20 protein-coding genes are annotated in these 21,491 nt (G+C 38.2%); 16 read left to right on the plus strand and 4 right to left on the minus strand.

Translation table 11 applies throughout. From position 1 onward, the window contains the following. The first annotated feature begins 3 nt into the window (after window positions 1-3). The 11 genes from J4N46_RS06185 to J4N46_RS06235 all read left to right on the plus strand — a co-directional run bounded on the left by J4N46_RS06185 (window position 4) and on the right by J4N46_RS06235 (window position 9,716). Window positions 4-315 (plus strand): DUF3467 domain-containing protein, encoded by a 312-nt coding sequence (locus J4N46_RS06185; RefSeq protein WP_208058578.1) that lies wholly within the window; start codon window positions 4-6, stop codon window positions 313-315. A 74-nt stretch (window positions 316-389) separates the two neighbouring features. Then, a complete protein-coding gene (metF, locus tag J4N46_RS06190) occupies window positions 390-1,343 on the plus strand; it encodes a methylenetetrahydrofolate reductase [NAD(P)H] (RefSeq protein ID WP_208058579.1) in 954 nt (317 codons plus the stop codon). 41 nt (window positions 1,344-1,384) lie between these two features. After that, window positions 1,385-2,173: a carboxypeptidase-like regulatory domain-containing protein gene (locus J4N46_RS06195; RefSeq protein WP_236013859.1), complete on the plus strand. Its 789-nt coding sequence runs from the start codon at window positions 1,385-1,387 to the stop codon at window positions 2,171-2,173. A gap of 115 nt (window positions 2,174-2,288) precedes the next feature. After that, on the plus strand, window positions 2,289-3,041 hold the full coding sequence (locus J4N46_RS06200) for an alpha/beta fold hydrolase (RefSeq protein WP_009414943.1): 753 nt from the start codon (window positions 2,289-2,291) through the stop codon (window positions 3,039-3,041). A gap of 10 nt (window positions 3,042-3,051) precedes the next feature. Further along, window positions 3,052-3,654, plus strand: a complete 603-nt coding sequence (gene yihA / locus J4N46_RS06205; RefSeq protein ID WP_208058581.1) for a ribosome biogenesis GTP-binding protein YihA/YsxC — start codon at window positions 3,052-3,054, stop codon at window positions 3,652-3,654. A gap of 62 nt (window positions 3,655-3,716) precedes the next feature. Next, window positions 3,717-4,622 (plus strand): alpha/beta fold hydrolase, encoded by a 906-nt coding sequence (locus tag J4N46_RS06210; protein ID WP_236013875.1) that lies wholly within the window; start codon window positions 3,717-3,719, stop codon window positions 4,620-4,622. Window positions 4,623-4,652: 30 nt separating this feature from the next. Beyond that, entirely contained in the window at window positions 4,653-5,927 is a 1,275-nt protein-coding gene (locus tag J4N46_RS06215; RefSeq protein ID WP_208058583.1) for an MFS transporter, read from the plus strand. 35 nt (window positions 5,928-5,962) lie between these two features. Then, window positions 5,963-6,757 (plus strand): DUF5672 family protein, encoded by a 795-nt coding sequence (locus J4N46_RS06220; RefSeq protein ID WP_208058584.1) that lies wholly within the window; start codon window positions 5,963-5,965, stop codon window positions 6,755-6,757. Beyond that, the gene (locus J4N46_RS06225; protein WP_208058585.1) at window positions 6,747-7,724 is read left to right on the plus strand and encodes a hypothetical protein; all 978 of its coding nucleotides are present in this window, start codon (window positions 6,747-6,749) and stop codon (window positions 7,722-7,724) included. The genes J4N46_RS06220 and J4N46_RS06225 overlap by 11 nt, the downstream gene beginning before the upstream one ends. Further along, window positions 7,721-8,686 (plus strand): hypothetical protein, encoded by a 966-nt coding sequence (locus tag J4N46_RS06230; protein WP_009414937.1) that lies wholly within the window; start codon window positions 7,721-7,723, stop codon window positions 8,684-8,686. Before J4N46_RS06225 ends, J4N46_RS06230 begins: the two co-directional genes overlap by 4 nt. Next, window positions 8,673-9,716 (plus strand): glycosyltransferase, encoded by a 1,044-nt coding sequence (locus J4N46_RS06235; RefSeq protein ID WP_236013861.1) that lies wholly within the window; start codon window positions 8,673-8,675, stop codon window positions 9,714-9,716. The genes J4N46_RS06230 and J4N46_RS06235 overlap by 14 nt, the downstream gene beginning before the upstream one ends. Here the strand turns inward: J4N46_RS06235 and J4N46_RS06240 are convergent. The 4 genes from J4N46_RS06240 to J4N46_RS06255 form a co-directional block, all read right to left on the minus strand. Then, complete coding sequence (locus J4N46_RS06240; RefSeq protein WP_236013863.1) at window positions 9,711-11,075, minus strand: O-antigen ligase family protein; 1,365 nt, start codon at window positions 11,073-11,075, stop codon at window positions 9,711-9,713. The genes J4N46_RS06235 and J4N46_RS06240 overlap by 6 nt on opposite strands. A 99-nt stretch (window positions 11,076-11,174) precedes the next feature. Next, entirely contained in the window at window positions 11,175-12,263 is a 1,089-nt protein-coding gene (gene dinB / locus J4N46_RS06245) for a DNA polymerase IV (protein WP_262897138.1), read from the minus strand. Between the two features lie 5 nt (window positions 12,264-12,268). Next, complete coding sequence (gene dprA, locus J4N46_RS06250) at window positions 12,269-13,363, minus strand: DNA-processing protein DprA (RefSeq protein ID WP_208058587.1); 1,095 nt, start codon at window positions 13,361-13,363, stop codon at window positions 12,269-12,271. After that, entirely contained in the window at window positions 13,356-14,000 is a 645-nt protein-coding gene (locus J4N46_RS06255) for a DUF2461 domain-containing protein (RefSeq protein ID WP_208058588.1), read from the minus strand. Before J4N46_RS06255 ends, dprA begins: the two co-directional genes overlap by 8 nt. Window positions 14,001-14,144: 144 nt before the next feature. Between J4N46_RS06255 and J4N46_RS06260 the strand changes: the two genes are divergently transcribed. The 5 genes from J4N46_RS06260 (at window position 14,145) to glgP (ending at window position 21,480) form a co-directional block, all read left to right on the plus strand. Continuing rightward, window positions 14,145-14,666, plus strand: coding sequence for an RNA polymerase sigma factor (locus J4N46_RS06260; protein ID WP_208058746.1), 522 nt, complete (start codon window positions 14,145-14,147; stop codon window positions 14,664-14,666). Continuing rightward, the gene (locus J4N46_RS06265; protein ID WP_208058589.1) at window positions 14,653-15,318 is read left to right on the plus strand and encodes a hypothetical protein; all 666 of its coding nucleotides are present in this window, start codon (window positions 14,653-14,655) and stop codon (window positions 15,316-15,318) included. Before J4N46_RS06260 ends, J4N46_RS06265 begins: the two co-directional genes overlap by 14 nt. Window positions 15,319-15,363: 45 nt before the next feature. Continuing rightward, window positions 15,364-16,404, plus strand: coding sequence for a TonB-dependent receptor (locus J4N46_RS06270; RefSeq protein WP_208058590.1), 1,041 nt, complete (start codon window positions 15,364-15,366; stop codon window positions 16,402-16,404). A gap of 167 nt (window positions 16,405-16,571) precedes the next feature. After that, the gene (locus tag J4N46_RS06275; protein WP_208058591.1) at window positions 16,572-17,144 is read left to right on the plus strand and encodes a hypothetical protein; all 573 of its coding nucleotides are present in this window, start codon (window positions 16,572-16,574) and stop codon (window positions 17,142-17,144) included. A 97-nt stretch (window positions 17,145-17,241) separates the two neighbouring features. Next, window positions 17,242-21,480, plus strand: a complete 4,239-nt coding sequence (gene glgP, locus J4N46_RS06280; RefSeq protein ID WP_236013865.1) for an alpha-glucan family phosphorylase — start codon at window positions 17,242-17,244, stop codon at window positions 21,478-21,480. Window positions 21,481-21,491: the final 11 nt, after the last annotated feature.

The following is a 21,491-nucleotide window of genomic DNA, read 5'->3' on the forward strand; positions in this document are numbered from 1 at the left end:
ACAATGGACGAAATAGAAAAAGAAGACGGACAATTGAGTATTGAGCTGAGCGAAAAAACAGCTCAAGGCATATACTCCAATTTGGCAGTTATCAATCACTCGGCAACTGAGTTTGTTGTAGATTTTGTGAGCGTAATGCCTGGTATGCCCAAAGGGAAAGTGCGTAGCCGTATTATCCTTACTCCCGAGCACGCCAAGCGCCTCCTGATAGCGTTGGATGAGAATATTCATAAGTTTGAAAATGCTTACGGCAACATCACTAATAAAGATGAACACCAAACGATACCACTATTTGGAGTTACAGGACAAGCTTAAGTAATACAATAATGCAATAAGAACAAACAGCCGCGCGACTAATTGTTGGGCGGCTGTTTGACAAAAATAACACTATGAAAATAACAGAACACATACAAAAAGCTAAAGGGAAAACACTTTTCTCGTTTGAAGTGATACCTCCTAAAAAAGGAAATAGCATAGAAGAACTATATAAGAATATAGACCCTCTAATGGAATTCCAGCCGCCGTTTATAGATGTTACTACCTCACGAGAGGAGTATTATTATATAGAACACCCCAACGGCTTGCTCGAAAAAAAACTAACACGTATGCGCCCCGGTACGGTGGGCATCTGTGCGGCTATTCAGCATAAATACAAGGTGGACACAGTACCCCACGTGCTGTGTGGCGGATTCTCTAAAGAAGAAACCGAATACTTATTGGTAGATTGCTTTTATTTAGGTATCGATAATGTGATGGCATTGCGTGGCGATGCAATGAAAGAGCAACGCTATTTTCAGCCTACTTCGGGAGGACATACCTATGCTTCGGATTTGGTAACCCAAATACACAACCTCAATAAAGGGGTATACCTTAATGGCATTGCTGCCGACCAAAAAGCGGACTTCTGTATAGGGGTAGCAGGATACCCCGAAAAACACTTAGAAGCACCCTCATTGGCTTCGGACTTGCAGCGCCTGAAAGAAAAAATTGAATGTGGTGCTGACTATGTGGTTACTCAAATGTTTTTTGACAATCAAAAATACTTTGAGTTTGTAGATAAAGCACGACAAATGGGTATCAACGTGCCTATTATCCCAGGTATTAAGCCTATAGCTATAAAAAAACACTTAAACTTGCTATCACAAGCCTTCAAAATAGACTTCCCCGAAGCGTTGATAAAGGCAGTAGAGGCTTGCAAAAATAACAATGAGGTGAAACAGGTGGGCATAGAATGGGCTGTACAACAAAGCAAAGAATTGAAGGCAGCAGGAGTACCTGTATTGCACTACTATTCTATGGGAAAATCAGATAATATTGTAAAAGTAATATCGGAGGTGTTTTAATGAAAGATTTTTTGATAAAATGCTTCTTTCTGCTCTTTACAATGGCTACAATGGCTCAAACAAAAATTGTAAATAGTGAAGGAACTGCTATTGAATACGTAAATATAGGGATTGTTGGTACTCATAAGGGCTTAATTGGTGATGAAAATGGTGTTTTTTCATTGCAAAAATTAGCACCTAACAGCACCGATAGTATCTACTTTTCGCATATTAGCTATAAAAAGGCAATATTCTTGGCTAAAGACATACAAGACAAGATTGTATTGGAAAAAGCAGATATACAACTACCTGAAGCGACTATAAAAATAAGAACACCCAAAATACAAACACTAAAAAGCAAAGGGATACCCACGATAGTAACGATAGAATCAAAATTTGAGACTGACGGAGCCGAAAGTGAGGGAATAGTGGAAGAAATAGGTGATTTTATTACGCTTTCTAAAGATGCAATGCTTACAGAATTTGAGCTTAGTGTTGCAAAAAACACTTACAAAAAAGCAATATTCAGGGTAGAATTATACCAAAGTAATAAAGAACATACTGTTTTTACACCTCTTACTGAAAAACCAATTTATGTAGAAGTCCCTTATTCGCAGGAAAAACAACATATACAGCAAAAAATAGCTGTTTTTGCACCTAAAGGGGTGCTATGGATAGGAGTGCGATGGGTAGATGCTGAAGGTGAAAAAGATGCAAAACTAACTTTTAGAGCAACAGGCAGCTTTGGCTGGATACGTACCGATGATGGAAAAACAAATGAGGTAGAGCGAATACCTTTGGCGTTAAGTATTCCTTTTTCGCTAAAGGGGGCTTTGATAAATAACGATTAAAAGTGGGTGGTATAAGCACTTTCTGTAATATTTTTAAAAAAAAGTTATGGTTGTAGTGTGTAATTAGAAATAATATATTACCTTTGTACCTCAAAAAAACTTTTGATAAAAAACAATGACAGTAGAAGTAAAAAAAGAAGGTAAATTTTCGTACATTGAACAAGGAGAGGGAACGCCTATTATCGTACTACACGGCTTGATGGGTGGGCTTAGTAACTTTGAAGATGTGATTTCTTTTTTTTCAAATAAATATAAGGTAGTAGTACCAGAACTTCCGCTATATACAATGCCGCTGCTCACTACTTCGGTAAAGACTTTGGCTAAATACTTGCACAAATTTATTAAGCACAAAGGCTTTGAACAGGTGATACTTTTAGGCAATTCCTTAGGAGGGCACGTAGGCTTGTTATATGCGAAACTGCATCCTAAAAATGTGCTAAAACTGATACTTACAGGAAGTTCGGGCTTATATGAAGCGGCAATGACCAATGGCTACCCCCGTCGTGGCGACTATAGCTACGTAAAGAAAAAATGCGAAGAGGTGTTTTACGACCCCGCAGTGGCTACCCCTCAAATTGTTGATGAGGTATTTGCTAACGTATCTGACCGCACCAAACTGATAAAAACATTGGCACTTGCCAAAAGTGCTATTAGGCATAATATGGCTAAAGATTTGCCTAAAATGGATTTGCCCGTATGCCTTATATGGGGCAAAAATGACATCGTAACTCCTCCTAAAGTGGCAGAAGAATTTCACGAGCTGCTACCCAATTCCGAACTACATTGGATAGATAAATGCGGACACGCCCCAATGATGGAACACCCTGCGGAGTTCAACGAAATTATGAACCGTTGGCTGGAAAAATAAGTAGTTGTAAATGATAAAAAAAGCTGAATTTGTGATGAGTAATTCGCAGGTAGCAAAATGCCCTAAAGAGCCGCTGCCTGAGTATGCATTTATAGGACGCTCCAACGTAGGAAAGTCGTCTTTAATTAATATGCTTACCAATCAGAAGAATTTGGCTAAAACATCAGCCCGCCCAGGGAAAACACAACTTATCAATCATTTTAAAATAAATGACCAATGGTTTTTGGTGGATTTACCAGGGTATGGCTATGCAAGAGTTTCAAAAACGACAAAAAAAACATTTCAGAAATTTATTACTAACTACTTTGAACAACGAAAGCAATTGGTATGTGCTTTTGTACTGGTAGATATACGGCACGAACCCCAAAAAATAGATTTGGAATTTATGCAATGGTTGGGCGAAAACGCTGTACCTTTTGCTATTGTTTTTACTAAAGCCGATAAGCTGAAACCTTTGGCTATAGAACGCAATATTGCTACTTACCAAGAAATACTTTTGAAAAGCTGGGAGGCTATGCCGCCTTACTTTATCACTTCGGCTGAAAATTATGTAGGTAAAGAAGAGTTGGTGGGCTATATAGAGGATATCAACAAGACACTAAAAAATAATTAGAAAAAGTGGGATTGTTTGTCATTGAAGATTTTACGACTTCGTGTGGGGTACGAGTACCTGCGATGAGGGTTTATTACCAAACGTTTGGTCTGCCATTAGGCAGTGCCCCCGTAGTGGTAGTAAATCACGCTTTTACAGGCAACTCTGAAGTAGCTGGCGAAAAAGGCTGGTGGGGGGCTGCTATTGGCGACCATAAGGTTATTGATACCCTGAAATATACAGTAATAGCTTTCAATATTCCTGGTAATGGCTATATGGGCACCGAAGCCGATATGATTACTAACTATCAGCATTGGGAAGCAATAGATGTAGCCCGCATATTCAACTATGGGCTGCAAGAGCATTTTCAGCTTCAGCAAATATTTGCCTTAGTAGGTTGTTCGTTGGGAGGGGGAATAGCTTGGGAAATGGCTGCCTTAGCTCCTGAATTGTTTCAGCACCTCGTTATAGTAGCTGCGGACTGGAAAGCAACCGACTGGATAATAGGCAATTGCTTGCTACAGGAACAAATACTGAAAAACTCTAACAATCCGCTGCACGATGCGCGTTTGCACGCTATGTTGTGCTATCGCACGCCCTTGTCGCTGAAAATGAAATTTGAGCGTACCACGCACGCAGTGTCGCAATTGTACAACGTAGAAAGCTGGCTACTGCACCACGGCGAAAAGCTTCATAAGCGTTTTTCGCTTACAGCCTACAAACTGATGAACCAATTGGTAAAAACAATTGATATTTCACGAGAAAGAGGTAGTTTTGCAGCTGCGGTGGCACCTATAACGGCTAAAATTACAATTATCAGCACGGACTCTGATTTGTATTTTGTGCCACAAGAAAACCGCGATACGGTGGCTGAACTGCAAGAATTGGGTAAGGAGGTAAATTATTACGAGATACATTCGGTACACGGGCACGATGCTTTCCTGATAGAACACCCTCAATTGGAGTATTTTTTTAGAAATATATTTTAACTTATATAACTAACTAACAAATAAACTAAAATGAAAGAAAAAAAGAAAAATCCTATTACTTGGGTGCCTACCACTTATTTTGCAATGGGACTACCATTTGTGATGCTTTCACTGGTATCACCTATTATCTTTAAAGATTTGGGAATTGCTAATGACAAAATTGCTTTTTGGACATCGCTTCTTATTCTTCCTTGGTCGCTAAAGCCTATTATCAGTGTGATAATGGAGCTTTATGGCACTAAAAAACAATACATTGTAATTACCGAACTGCTATCGGCTGCTTTGTTTGGCTGGGTGGTGTTTGCACTGGCGCTGCCTAACTTCTTCACTCTTGCCCTTGCCCTAATGGGTGCTATAGCACTTAGTGGCTCTACTCACGATATTGCGGGCGATGGGATGTATATGCACCAGTTGGATGCGCCTACACAAAGTCTTTATTCGGGCTGGCAAGGTGCGTTTTACAATTTGGCAAAAGTGCTCGCCAATGGGGGGCTTATCTTCTTAGCGGGCTGGTTGGTAAATGAAAAAGGATTGAGTATTGTAGCTTCGTGGCAGCTGATACTATCTATTTGCGCTATTATATTGGGCTTAGTAGGCTTGTATCACTTTTATGCCTTGCCTAATGACCACAAACCTGCTACAGCAGCAGACTTTTCGCAGAAATCGCAGGAACTATGGCGCATATTTGCTGATTTTTTTAGTAAAAAGCATATATTCTTCTATCTTTTCTTTATATTTTTATATCGTTTTGCAGAAGGATTGGCGATGAAAATAGCTCCTTTATTCTTAAAAGATGAGGTGGCTATAGGAGGCTTAGGGCTTAGCAATGAGCAATATGGCTTGGTGTATGGCACGGCAGGTACGGCAGCTTTTATACTTGGTTCAATAACAGCAGGGTATTTTGTAGCTCGTGTAGGATTGAAAAAAGCTCTTTTCACGCTGGCTTGCGCGTTTAATATTCCTTTTGCAGTCTACCTGCTTTTTGCTTATTTACAGCCTGCAAGTTTGATAATTATAGGAGGGGGTATTGTTGCTGAATATTTTGGCTATGGATTTGGCTTTGTGGGGCTTACACTTTTTATGATGCAGCAAATAGCCCCTGGTAAATACCAAATGGCTCATTATGCTTTTGCTAATAGCTTGATGAACTTAGGGGTAATGATACCTGGTATGATAAGTGGCTACTTAAGTAAATATTTGGGCTACGAACACTTCTTTTTATTAGTGATGATTTGTACTATCCCCGCCCTGCTCACTACTTGGTATGTTCCTTTTACTCATCAAGATAAAAAAGAAGAGGAGTAAAAATAATTTTATATATTTGCTGAAAAAGATAAGTAATGGTTGATATTGTCATTCCTATTTACAAGCCTATACCTAATAGTGATGAAATATGTGCTCTGCGACAAGGTTTTAAGTTGTTGGCGCACTATGGCATTACCTTTGTATGTCCGGAAAGCTTGGATGTGGCTGCTTATAAGAGCTTTGGTGAAGCTCAGTTTAAGCGTTTTGATGATAAATACTTCAAAGGGATTTATGGCTATAATCAACTGATGCTAAGCGTAGATTTTTACAAGGCATTCTCTCAAAAATATATATTGATTTACCAAACAGATGCTTATGTGTTTGCCGATACATTGCGTGAATGGTGTGATAAAGATTACGACTACATAGGGGCGCCTTGGTTGCGTAGTAGAGAAAGCATTCCTTTGCTGAAAAAAATATGGGACAATACGCTTTGCTTTGTTAAGCAATGCACTAACTATAGAGGGAATCATAACACGCAAAAGAATAAAATACTACTTTATAACGAGGTAGGAAACGGAGGTTTTTCGCTTCGGAAAAGAGAAAAGTTTATAGAGGTATTACAAAGTCTGCATACAGAAGTAGGCATTTACCTAAAGCCTATAAACCAAAGTAACTTTTATGCTGAAGATGTGTTTTTTAGTATAGAACCTCAGCGCAAGGGATTGTCTTTTGCTAAACCTTCGTATAAAGAGGCGTGCGCTTTTGCTATTGAAAATAAACCTGCGAAAGCATTAGCTTATAACAACGGAAAGTTACCTATGGGCTGCCACCGCTGGAATAAAGAAAATAGAGGTTTTTGGAAATCATATATAGATTATGAAGTGTAATTATTTTGAGGGCAAAACAATACTATTGGCAATGCCCAATCATTTTGGGCTACCCCAGCGATTTAAAGAAAACTTAGAGCACTTGGGCTTCAAGGTTTTCTTACTCCAAAGTACTACAACTTCAATACCATTGAAAGATAAAATTATTCACGGATATAAAAAAATCTTTTTAAATGATAGAACGCATAAACCTACTATTAAAAATAAAATATCAGCAAGAGCGCATTTACAACAGATAGAGGCTATTCCTGCAGTAGATTATGCTCTATTTATTCGTCCCGATTTGTTTGATATAGAGGTAGTAAAACGAGCTAAACAAATAGCAGGGAAAGTTGTTGCCTACCAATGGGACGGCTTGAGGCGTTATCCTTTGGCACAACAATACATCAGCTTATTTGACGATTTTTACGTTTTTGATAAAACAGACCTTTCTATCAGTTCTCAACTAAAACATACAACTAATTTCTACTTTGATGATATTAGTTCTGAAGCTCCTATAATCCCTAATTCGGTGTTTTTTGTGGGAACTTATATGAAAGATAGGATACCATTACTGCACAAAATTATAACTCAAATAGAAAAGAATGGTTTGGTACCTAATATGTTTTTAGTATCAGATAAAAAAAGAGATTTGCCTAATGGTATTACATTGCTTAGTGAGGGTTTTTCATTCAAAGAAAGCATAATCAAGATGCAAGCAGCTCATTATGTATTAGATTTGCATAATCCTATCCATAATGGACTTTCGTTTAGAACTTTTGAAAGCATTGGTTACCAAAAAAAGCTAATAACGAATAATATTTTAGTAAAAGAATACGATTTTTATAATCCGAAGAACGTTTATGTAATAGAGGGTGCTAGTTTTGAAGGGTTTGAAACCTTTGTAAAAACGCCCTATGAGCCAATAGAGGCTACTATAAGAGAAAAATATAGTTTTTCGGGTTGGATAGATGAAATACTTAAATGAAAAAAAAACTACTATTTATAGCTCCCGATTATTATGATTTTGATAAAGTTGTACTTGATGGCTTATTAGCTTATAGTGGATATGAGGTAATGAGCTTAACTTCAAATTTTAAGTATCGTTATAAGAACTTTACTGAAAAAATATATAACTTTTTTTTGAAAACTTTCCTGCGGAAGAACTTAAAAAGAGAAAGAACAGAACGTTATATATTAGAAAAGCTTGATCAGGCTGAAAGTTATGACGTTTTGTTGGTAAATGCGCCTTATTTGCTAACGCCTCACCAACTGGATATTGCACTAAAAAAAAGTAAACAATCAATAGTTATTTTTTGGGATAGTATTAAGAAAATACCAATGCAGGAGGATTATATAAATAAATTTGATGTAGTTTATAGTTTTGAACCTGAAGATTGTAAGCGTTATGGGTTGAAAAAAATTACTAATTTTTATTTTTCCGAAGAAAAGTCCTTGTCTCAATGTTATGATGTATGTTATTTAGCTACTTATGATGATAGAATAGGGGTAGCAGAACGTATTTTTGATTACTTTAAAACGCATAGTATTAAAGCAAAAGGTAGAATATTTGTTAGTAAAGCTCACAAGAAAGTACCTTTACTACCACAAAATATAGAAGTTGTTACTTCTATAATGCCATTTACTACAGCTTATAAATATTATTTGGATAGCAAAATTATCTTAGACATTGCACATCCTCATCAGAAAGGTTTGTCATTTCGTCCTTATGAAGCAATAGGCTTCAGAAAAAAGTTAATTACTACGAATAAAGATATACGGAATTACGACTTTTACAACCCTCATAATATCTTTGTAATAGATGATGTAAATGATTTTGTAATTCCAGAAACATTTTTTAATACTGATTATTGTGAGCTTCCTTCTGCGTTAAAAGAAAAATATCACATTAAAAATTGGATAAAACATATATTAGATGATGAACACTAAAATATACTTTCTATGCCCTAACAATAGCTTTATCAGTGGGGGGGTTAAACAAATATATAGACAAGTAGAAATCTTAAATAATAATGGCATTCAGGCTGCGGTATTATTGCAAGGCGAGAGTAAACAAAAATGGTTTCATACTACGGCTCCTATCGTTTATAGTCCTTATCTGTTTAAGATACTCAAATATACACTTCAAAATAGAAAAATATCGCTTAGAAAAAAAATGAAGCTATACTTTTTAAAGCAAAAAAGTGTAGCTTTAGACGAAAATACGATATTGGTGATTCCTGAAATTTATGGTGATAAAATAGATAAAATAGCAGTGGGTATAAAAAAAGTAATTTTTAACCAAAACTGTTATTACACATTCAATCAATACGATATTAATACTGACTATCCTCAAACTCCTTATACCCATCCTGATGTATTGGCTACTATAGTAGTTTCAGAAGATTCATTGGCTTATCTCAATTATACATTTGCTAAAGCCAAGGTGTATAGGTGCGTTTTAGGTATTAATAGTAAAATATTCTATTATTCACCCGAAAAACAACGCCAGATATGTTTTATGCCAAGAAAGTTAACTGATGATGTACGCCAAGTGTTACAAATTCTTAAGCAACGAGGCAGTTTGAAAGGATGGAAGCTAATGGCTATAGATGGTAAAAATGAACAAGAAGTAGCTCAAATAATGAGGGAAAGTACTTTCTTTTTGAGCTTTAACCATCGCGAAGGTTTCGGACTACCACCTGTAGAAGCAATGGCTTGTGGATGCTATGTAGTAGGATATGATGGTGAAGCTGGAAAAGAGTATTTTAAAGATGAGTTTTCGTCAGTCGTAAAAAGTGGTGATATTATAGCTTACGTAAAGAAAATAGAAGAATTACTTGCACTTTACGAAGCATCTCCTCAAGTTATTATACAAAAAGGAGAAAAAGCCTCCAACTTTGTGCTGCAAAACTATTCTATGGACAATGAAGAAAAATCTATTATAGCAATATGGAATAACCTACTGAAACAGCTATGATTGTACTATATTTTCGTCCTCTTTGAAAAAAATAAAGATTAGAAATGGGAATAGAATAAGAATTCCTGCAAAATAGTTAATAATTACATCGGTATTCATCAGTAGCAGAAAGACTATTATGGTAAAAGCAATACTATTGTCTTTTGCTAAAATAGATTTTTGGTAAGTAAAGAATAACCATAGTAATAGCAAAGACAATCCAATACCTCCTAAATCAATCATAATAGCTAAAAAATCATTGTGAATGTGCATTTGTCCAACTACTTCTCTTGATAACATTTTTTCAGTAGCACTTCCACTACCTATAATAGGGTGCTCAAATATATGCTGATAAGCACTACTTAACATCTTCTCGCGTATAGGATCAAAAAAATAGCTAATATGAGTTATTAGTAAATAAACACATAAAGAGACGATTAAAAGAATAAGCATTTCCGCAGATACGCGTTTTTTGTTGCTCCATTTTTTCGTAAAATGAAACCATAGTAATAAAAAAACACATAATGGCAACCCTATAATTACAATACGAGCTTGTACTATAAATGAAAAAAACAATAAAAGAATGCCATATAAAATGACTTCAAAAGAAGAAATATATTTACTATCTTTCCGATAACCTAATAGAACTCCTAATCCCCACACAAGTAACATCACCCAAGCTATAAAACTTGGATGGCGAAAAACAGACCACGATAAAACTTCTCTAGAAGGCATATACCCCTTGTTTAAAGTAAAAAAGCTAAAAAAAGGAATACCAATATTTTTACTTACCAATATATAGGTACATATGTTTAGTGTAAGTAAAAGCAAGAAAAGTTTGAAGCTAAGCACAACAAAAGTACGAGTTTCAGCCTTTTTTACCCGAAAAAACAAGCAAACAATAGGTGCTGCTAACAGCAAATAAAGCATATCATCAAACATATCATACCACGCAAACTCTTTGTACTCACTCCATAAAATACCTAAATACTTAAGAGCTATTAGAGCAAAAAAAGATAACATTACTTTATTAGGTTTTATATACTGTCGGTAAATAAGCCCATAGAGTGCACACAAAAACAGCAGTAATAAGTCTAAACGCAGTGTTATTTTATGTTTATAGGTCCATAAGAAGACAATCGCAACCCCTGTACATATAATTAAAGAACGAAGATATTCCCCTCGGGTAAATAATATTTTATGACGAAAGAACATCCATAAAGCTACGAGAAAAGGACAAAAATAAAAACCTATTTTGAAGAAAAGTAGACTAAAATTTTCTCTTGTCCATAGTTCAGGGTGGTAGTAACTGCCAATGAATGATAGCAATAAAGCGACTAATGAAAATATAGGAAAATAAAGATTAGTAATTTTATGCATTAGGTTTGTCATATAACATTAAATTTACATCAAAAGTAGTTGTGATGATTAATTACTCCCGCAAAAATACAAAAAAAATCCAAACCACCAACAAAAAAATCAATCTTCAGGAAACTCCAGTCGTAATTGTATGTACTGCGGCTTTTTAGGAGTGTCTTCCCGTTCTTCATTATTTAGGTGAGATATCGAAATCCCCAGCAAGCGTACAGATTCTTTCAAGCGTTCTTGGTAGAGCAATTCCCGAGCGTATAGTACAATTTCCTCTTGGCTACTGATAAATTCAGTCAGCGTTTTGCTACGTGTTTGCACTGTAAAATCACTATATTTTATTTTCAAGGTGATAGTGCGTCCGGCTACCTCTTGGCGTTGCAAGCGCCTCACAACATCTTCAGCAATAGCCGAGAGCGCCTCCTCCATATAAATTTCACTAGTAAAATTTTCTGCAAAAGTATGTTCTGCCCCTACCGATTTCCGTATTCTAAACGGCTGTACTTCAGCGCGGTGAATACCCCTTGATAGTTCATAAAAGTACAGCCCACTATTGCCAAAGTTGCGTTCTAAGAAAGCCAACGATTTTTCTCGCAAGTCCTTACCCTTAAAAATCCCCAGTTCGTACATTTTTTGAGCCGTTACCTTGCCAATGCCATAAAATTTTCGCACGTCCAATACGTCCAAAAAATCCTGTACCTCATCAACCGTTATGGTTGTTTGTCCGTTAGGTTTGCGAAAGTCGCTAGCTATTTTAGCTACAAATTTATTTACCGAGATACCCGCCGAAGCCGTAAGTCCCGTTTCTTCAAAAATCCGTTGTCTAATTTCTTGAGCGATAAGCGTAGCCGAAGGGTTATTTTTCTTGTTTGTAGTAACATCCAAATAAGCCTCATCTAGCGACAGCGGCTCTACAAGGTCAGTATAATCGTGAAAGATACTCCGTATTTGCAATGAAATTTCTTTATAACGCTCAAAGCGAGGAGGGACAAAAATCAGATGCGGACAGAGCCTCCGTGCTTGTGCACCGCTGATAGCACTGCGCACTCCATAGCGCCTTGCCTCGTAGCTTGCCGTAGCAACCACCCCACGCCGTTCAGCACCCCCTACAGCAATAGCTTTCCCGCGCAATTCAGGAAAATCCAACTGCTCTACCGAAGCAAAAAAAGCGTCCATATCTATATGAATAATCTTTCGCAAAACCCCTATTTTAGTTCAAAATATTTCCCAGGTAGCGGTTGGATAAGGTTTTTTATTTCCAGCTGAAACAGTAAGTTCGATACTTGGTAAATAGGCATTTGGCAGTCCAAGGCAAGCGCATCAAGCGATTGTTTTCCACCATTCAGCAGCGAGTCGTAAACAATCTGTTCATCAGCAGTAAGATCAATAAAAAGCTCCTGTTGCACCCCTTTTGGGGCAGGAGTATCCCATTTTAGCGTATTAATAATATCTTTTGCCGAAGTAACCATCAATGCTTTATTGCTGCGTATCAGTTCGTTGCAACCAATACTCATTGCATCAGTCGTCCTTCCTGGCAAAGCAAAAAGCTCCCGTTCATATGAGTAAGCAATATCAGCCGTTACCAAGCTCCCCCCTTTGTTCCCCGATTCTATCACCACAGTAGCTTCCGATAAGCCCGCGATAAGCCTATTCCTACTCAAAAAGTTCTTCCTATCAAATTTAGTTTCAGTACCAAAGTCCGTAATAAAACCACCATTTTCTTCCACCTCGTGGTTGTATTTGCTATGCGCAGCAGGGTAAGTGATGTTCAGTCCGTGCGCCAAGCAAGCCACTGTTTGCAACCGATGTTTTATAGCAGCCTTATGAGCCGTAATATCCACCCCATAGGCATAGCCACTTACGATTACCACGTCCAAGTAAGCCAAATCTTCTATCAGTTTTTCGCAAAAAGCACAACCATAAGCCGTAGCGTTGCGCGTACCCACGATGCTCAGCACGCGCTTGTTATGCAGGTTAATACGTCCCCTTTGGTAGTAGAGGATAGGGCTATCCACACATTGTCGCAATAAGGCAGGGTACTCCTTATCCGTATAAGTAATGATGCTAATATTGTTTTTTTCAGCGTAGCGCAATTCGTTTTCAGCCAAAAGCAAGTTCGGAACACACAGCAGCTGTTCAATAATTTTACTACCGATACCCCCCACACGTTCCAGCTGCTGTTTCTTTTGTGCAAATACATTTTCAGCGCTACCAAAGTAGTTTATTAGCTTTTTAGCAGTAATATCACCTACTAAAGGCGTGTTTTTTAGAGCGATAAGGTATAATAAGTCATTATTCATAATCGTTAAACAAAGCCTCTGTCATAAAATCATAAAACGGACGCATAGCCAAAAGCACATCAGCGGCACGAGCTACAAAATTGTCAGCTTCCACCTCAGCCCTACTAAAATCACGTTTCAGCAAAAATTGTTTTTTACGCAGATAAGCTATCATCGGGTCATTTTTGTCAAACCCTTTAGGAGCCGTTTTCACCTCATCGCCAAAGAGTTTCCCATCAAATTCACGTACGATACCCTCGCTTTCCATCACAGCTTTAAAGGCGTCAGCTTCAGCCGCAATTTCCTGCCTAATACGCAGCAAGTCCTCCTTATTCGGATTGAAAAAACCACCCCCTACAAAACACTCATTTATCCCCAAGTGCACGTAGTAACCACCCCTATATTGTGGTTGTTGTCGCTGAAAGTAAAGACCAAAGTGCGTTTTATAAGGCGTTTTATCTTTTGAAAATCGCAAATCACGATAAATGCGATATATTTTCATATCACTCACATAGTCCTGAGCCGCCACGCGGTTGTAAATTTCATTGAATATATGAGTAGCCTCTTCTTTAGCAAGAAGAAAAAGATCCTGATGAGAGTCAAACCACTCCTTATTATTGTTTTTTGAAAGTTCCTCCAGAAAATTAAAAATATGCATAATAAAAGTTTAATTCTTATTTAATAACGACTAGCGACTAAAGACTAATCCCTCCTGCAAAAGTACAAAAATAATTTAATACATTTGCCCACACTTTACAACCTTTCTGTTTTTTTTTCGTTTTATATAATAAACAATAGTAATATCCAAGATTCTGAGTTCATAAACAAACTAAAGTGCAATGACCCATTAGCACAAAAGCAACTGTACGACCGTTATGCAGCTGCCCTGCTAAGCGTATGCCGTCTGTATATCAAAGATGCCCATTTTGCCGAAGATGCCCTACTCAAAGCCTTCTACAAAATATTCACCCATATACAGCAATACAAGCCACAACAAAAACTATACGCTTGGATGCGCCGTATTACCGTCAATGAGTGCATTGATTTTTTGCGCAGCAAGCAGCAAAAACTCATCTATAGCGATTGGAACGACAATTACGATACCATTGACGATAGTGCCTTAGACGAAGCCACCTATCAAGAAGCACAAATACAAGCCTTTATCAATCAGCTTCCCGAAGGCAGTCGTATGGTTTTCAACCTTTATGTGTTTGAAGACTACACACACAAGCAGATAGCCCAAACACTTGGTATTAGCGAAGGAACCTCAAAATCCCAATTAGCGTATGCTAAAAAAATGCTTAAAAAATATGTGGAAAGATAAAATAAAAAACCTATTTGCTCATCGTCAGTTACCACCATCACCCGATTTGTGGACTCGATTAGAGCAACAATTAACTGCCGAAACCCGCAAAGCAGCCCCCGTGCCCACTAAAAAAATACGTTGGTACTACTATGCCGCTGCCGCAGCTGTGCTCATCGCCATAAGTATTTGCAGTCTCAATGAGCGGCAAGTAACCGATGTATCCCAAGAAATAGTATTTCAGCAGCAAAATATTAATAATGTTTGCAAAACCAACACACCAAGCCCTTTGCCTACAAGCAACCCCACCCCACCCCCCAATTTCAACAAACCCCATAGCAATATTGTCAAAGCCAATAGCCAAGTCCATACCCCCCCAAGCAACCCCATTCCCCCAATAGCCACCGCTATCCCTCCAATAGATAGCGCAGAACCCACTACCGACCCTACCCCCCATAATACCAATTTTTCAGATGAAAATACACACTTAGTAGCCAGTTTAGATACCAGCCTTCTCACCGAAGAAGAGCTAGTAGAAATCGTAGCTACCAATCTCAATAATTCACAGCCAACTAATACCCCCGTACCCCCCACACAAATAACCCATCTCAAAGCCTATTTCAAAAAATACTTAGAAGAAAAATATAACAAATGGTTAGCCCTTACTCGTTAGCAAGCCATTTGTTATACATTGTTAAACATATAAATTAATTAAAATATGAAATCTTATTTATTTTTGGCATTACTCTTTACAATAGGAGTCGCCTCAGCACAAAAAAACTATTATCAGCAGATAGAACAATCCAAAAAAGTGATAGATTCTATCGTAAAAACCGAAAAAAAAGCCCTATCAATCGAGCTAAAAACACTCGATGAGCAGTTCGCAGATAAAAAAATATCAGAAGAGCAGCTCCAAACCCTCAAAAAAGAAGCCACCAACCAATCAAAAATTCGTATTGCCGACAAAACCAAAGAGGAAACCGACAAACTTTCAGAACTCGTACGGCAGCAGCTGCTCAGTCACGATACAGAGCCTACCCCCCCTACCTCCTCACACGAACCCTGCATAATTAAGCGTATCGATAGCTGGCTAAGCGTCACCTCCGATAGTCTTAGCAAGCCACAGCGCACCACCAGTTATCCCGTCTATTCATTAGGGTTTCACAATCTCAAGCAAGGCAACCATTTCAGCAACAACTATTTCAGGACAAACTATTCCAACTCCTTAGAAATAGGCTTTTTAATGAACACCCGTTTGCTGAAAAACAACAACTTATTGCATCTCACCTATGGTACCTCACTTTTAGTGAATACCCTACGAATGAAAGGAAACACCTATTACGTAATTGATGACAATATTACTAAAATAATGCCCTATCCCAAAGAAGTAACTCTATCCAAGTTCAAAACACATTATATGATAGTCCCCCTAAATTTAGAATTTGATTTTACCAAGCCAGTCGAAAAGAAAGGAAAAACCTATTATCCTTTTGCCGAAAGTTTCCGTTTCGGAGTAGGAGGCTATATAGGCGTATTATGGACAGCCAAGCAAAAAATAAAGTATAACGAGCAAGGCGGCAAAGTAAAAGATGTAGCCTTCAAGAACTTCAATGTCAATGAGTTGATATACGGCGTATCCGCACACATAGGCTACAAATCGTGCCTGCTTTACGCCCGTTACAATTTAGTACCCCTATTTAAGAGCAATCCCATCAACGAATACCCTTATAGTATAGGTATCAGGTTCGAGGTATTTTAATAAAGCTACCGAACCCCAAAAACATAGTGCGAGCTCACAGACCTAATTTCCTGTGCAGCTCGCACTCCTATCAATTCAAAATTCATAATTCTTCCCAGCGAAGGTTGAGCGAAGGATAAGCGAAGGATAAGCGAAGGATAATATTGACTTAATTCCTATAATTCAAAATGAAGAATAAGCCCCTATATTTACTTATATTTTTATATAATGCGTTACTTTATTCCCAACAAGATACTATCACTGTACAAGAAAATGATATTATTACTGTTGAAAAAGATATATACACTCACAATCCAAGAACAGGAGTTTACAGTACAAAATATTATGCTTTAAAAGGGAGTGTAGATTCTTTAAAAGGATTTTATAAAATAGTTAAAGATAACAACCATTTTTATACTTGCTATTTTGAAAAAGGTATAAAATCTTTAAATAAAGAACCCTTTTATAATGTTGTAAAATATTATGAAAAGGATAAAGATTCTTCTGCTTATAAAGTCTATAAGATAGATGTATATTTTCCTTATTTTCTTTCTAATAGTATTTATTACACAACAGATACTTTTGATTGTAAGGCAAAAAAAATTATAATCAATCAAATTGATATTTGGTCAAATCAAATAATGAGAACTTTCTATGTGAAACAAAGAATAAAAAAAAATAGTTTAGAATGGATTTTTAAAGGAAAATCATCAGGAACTATTTCTTTTCCTAAGAAGGGAATTTGTGAACCTTTTAAATAGATATGCCAATTTATTTTTTAGATAAAATAGTACCAATTCAAAAAATAATTGTATCTTTGTCGCTGATTTTACTAACTAACAACTAAACTAACAAATAATGAGCGAAAAAAAATTAAACCCCGACTATGTATTCGAAACCAGTTGGGAAGTTTGCAACAAGGTTGGTGGCATTTATACAGTTATAGCTACCAAAGTGCCAAGCATTGCCAAAAAATTTAGGAGCAAATACATCCTCATAGGTCCCGATATTTGGCAGCACACCGAAAATAAAGAATTTGTAGAAAATCCAAACCTCTTTAAGTCTTGGCGAGCTAAAGCCGCTGCCGAAGGATTACGCATACGCGTAGGTAATTGGAAAATCGAAGGAGAACCCATCGTTATATTAGTAGATTTCTCACACTACGTGAGCAATAAAAACGAAATACTACGATTCTATTGGGACGCCTACAAGCTCGACTCTTTCGGTAGTTCTTGGGATTATGTAGAGTCTATGCTATTCGGTTACGCTGCAGGTAAAGTAATCGAAAGCTTCGTCAAATTCAATACTGCTTCTCGCGAAAACGTCATTTGCCACTTCCACGAGTGGATGACCGCCAGCGGATTGCTATACCTTGAAAATACAATGCCCAAAATAGGTTCCGTATTCACCACCCACGCTACCGTATTGGGGCGCGCTATCGCTGGTAACGGATACCCCCTATATAACGAAATCAAAAACTACAACCCCAAAGATATGGCTTATAAGCTTGGCGTACAACACAAGCATTTTGTAGAACGACAAGCAGCCAAAACAGCCGACTGTTTTACTACCGTTAGCGAAATTACAGCTCAAGAAGCCTACCACTTCCTCGGCAGAAGAACAGATATGATTACCCCCAACGGCTTCGACGATAAAATAATACCTGCTCCCAAAGAGCTTGCTAAAAAACGTACAGAAGCCAAAAGCAAACTCATTGCAGTAGCCGAAGCACTTATCGCCGAACCCATAGCTCAAAACACCAAAATAGTAGCTATCAGTGGCAGGTACGAGTTCCACAACAAAGGAATCGATGCTTTTATTGATGCTTTGGGCGTGCTAAACCGCAATACCAAAAACAAAGAAAATCTTCTGGCTTATATCCTAATCCCTACAGGGCACGATGCCCCACACCAAGGATTGCTAAATAACCTCGCCAATCTAGAACAAAAAATAGCAAACGAGCAAAAACACCTTACTCACATATTGCCCGATGTATATCACGACCAAATAATGAACCGTATATACGAGCAAAAACTCTTCAACGGCAAAAATGACAAGGTAAAAGTAGTTTTCTGCCCAAGCTATCTCAACGGAAACGATGGCGTGTTCAACCTATCCTATTACGACCTACTCACAGGGATAGACGGCACCGTATTCCCTTCTTATTACGAGCCTTGGGGCTATACACCATTAGAAAGCTTAGCCTTCTCAGTACCCACTATCACCACCTCATTAGCAGGCTTTGGCAAATGGGTCAATAGCTATTACCCCAGCGAGCAAAACGCTATTCAAGTAGTAGAACGCAACGACAGCAACTATGGCGATGTAGTAGCAGCCATAGTTAAAAATATTACCGACCTGCTAGCCATTAGCAACGCCGATTTAGATAAGCAACGCAAGCAAGCAAACGAGGTATCGCAAATAGCACTCTGGAAAAACCTAGTGCAACATTACATCAAAGCATACGAATTAACGTTAGAAAATATAGAAGACAGAGTAGAAAAACTGCCATTTGTGCAACCAGATGGCTTAGCCTATTTAGAGAAAATGAAGGTAGTAAACACCCCAAATTGGCGTAGTGTGATTATACATCGCGCTATCCCTGAAGCCCTACAACCGCTTGAAGAATTATCAAAAAACCTTTGGTGGTGCTGGAATGATGAGGCTTACGAAGTATTCAAATATGTAGATAGCGAAAAATGGATAGAAGTACGCAAAAACCCTATCGCATTGCTCGACAGTATCTCACTAAAACGCTATAAAGAGCTCGAACAAGACAGCACCTTTATGCGAAACTTGTCAAAAGTATATGCCGATTTCCAAGCATATATGGCTAAAAAAGCCGAAATGACAAGCCCTTCTGTATCCTATTTTAGTATGGAATACGGCTTGCATTCATCACTGAAAATCTATTCAGGTGGTTTAGGTATCCTTGCAGGCGATTACCTCAAAGAAGCCAGCGACAAAGCTACTAAAATTACAGGGGTAGGTCTCTTGTATCGTTACGGATACTTTACACAAAAATTATCATCTGCTGGTAACCAAGAAGCCGATTACGAAGCACAAGACTTCTCCAAAATCCCCGTTTCACCAGTGTTTGATGCCGAAGGAAAATGGATTATCGTATCCTTACCTTTGCCACACCGCACTCTTTACGCTCGCGTATGGCGCGTGGATGTAGGACGTATCGAGCTCTACTTGTTGGATACCGATTTTGAAAACAACCGCGAAGACGACCGCTCTATCACTCACCACCTCTATGGAGGTAACTGGGAAAACCGCCTAAAACAAGAAATGCTACTCGGCTTAGGAGGTATCCAAATGTTGCGCAAATTAGGCATCAATAGCGATGTATATCACTGCAACGAAGGGCACGCTGCCTTTATAGGATTAGAACGCCTTAGCGAATATATAGAAAAAGACCATCTTTCATTCTCCGAAGCTATGGAGGTAGTACGCGCTTCATCGCTATTCACCACCCACACCCCTGTACCTGCAGGGCACGATGCTTTTGAAGAAGGACTATTACGCGCCTACCTCGGTAATTATACCGAAAGATTGCACGTGAATTGGGAACAAATATTGGCTTTAGGAAAAATAAACCTCGCCGACCCTCACGAAAAATTCTCAATGAGCAACTTGGCTGCCAACCTATCACAAGAGGTTAATGGCGTAAGCTGGCTACACGGCGAAGTAAGCAAAGATATCCTCAAAGACCTATGGCCTGGCTATATGCCCGAAGAACTACACATTAGCTATGTAACCAATGGCGTACACCAGCCCACTTGGACAGCTGGCTTGTGGAAAGATGTAGAAAACGAAGTCTTTGGTAAAGACTATCAAACACACCATTACGACCCTAAAGGATTTGAAGGTATTTACAAAGTATCCGACAAACGCGTATGGGAAATCAAAAATGCTTTGCGCTCAAAACTATTGCGCCGCATAGAGCAAAAATTGAGATTAGAGAAAAATACACCTTATTTTTCACCTCGACAATTAGTTGAAATTAAAGAAAACCTACGCGAAGACATCCTTACAATTGGTTTTGCAAGACGTTTCGCTACCTACAAACGCGCTCACTTGCTATTCACCAATATAGAGCGTTTAGATAGAATTGTCAACAACCCCGAGCGCCCCGTACAATTCGTATTCGCGGGTAAAGCTCACCCCGCCGACAAAGCAGGACAAGACCTTATCAAAAATATTGTTGAAATATCAAAACTACCTCAGTTTTTAGGTAAAATCCTCTTTATTCCAAACTACGATATGGAGCTCGCTCGCCATATGGTACAAGGAGTAGACGTTTGGATGAATACCCCAACCCGTCCACTCGAAGCCTCTGGTACTAGTGGTGAAAAAGCTGCAATGAATGGTGTAATGCACTTTAGCGTGTTAGACGGATGGTGGGTAGAAGGTTATCGCGAAGACGCAGGTTGGGCACTCCCTATGGAACGCGCTTACGAAAACCAACAATATCAAAACGAAATGGATGCCGAAATGATTTACAACATCATAGAAGATGAGATTGCTCCTATCTTCTACGACAAAAACAAAGAAGGTATCTCAACACGTTGGTGTGCACTTATCAAAAATACAATTGCCAAAGTAGCTGTTAATTTTACAACTACTCGTATGCTCACCGATTATGAAAACCAATATTATTACCCAATGACTGAGCGCGTAAACAAACTGAAAGACAACAAGTTTGCTATCGCTATACAGTTGGCAGATTGGAAACGCAAGGTAACCCAAGAATGGGATAATATCAAAGTATTGGATATCAGAGTGCCTAATCGCAACGAACAACTCATCTCTATTGGTAAAACCTACAAAGGTGAAGTTGATTTGGAAGTTGGCGAATTGAGCCCTGAAGATGTAGGCGTAGAATTGGTAGTTGCCGAACACAAAGACGATAAGCTCAAAGTACTTTCAAAAACAGAGTTCCCATTAGTACATACAGAGGGCAACAAAGGTACTTATCGCTTAGAAATTGCTTCAGAATACCCTGGAGCTTTGCAGTTGGCTATTCGTATTTTCCCTAAAAATAGTTTATTGCCTCACCGTCAGGATTTCGCCTTAGTAAAATGGTTGTAGTATAGTAATGT

This window comes from Capnocytophaga bilenii, from assembly GCF_017565765.1.
GTDB classification, from domain to species: Bacteria; Bacteroidota; Bacteroidia; order Flavobacteriales; family Flavobacteriaceae; genus Capnocytophaga; species Capnocytophaga bilenii.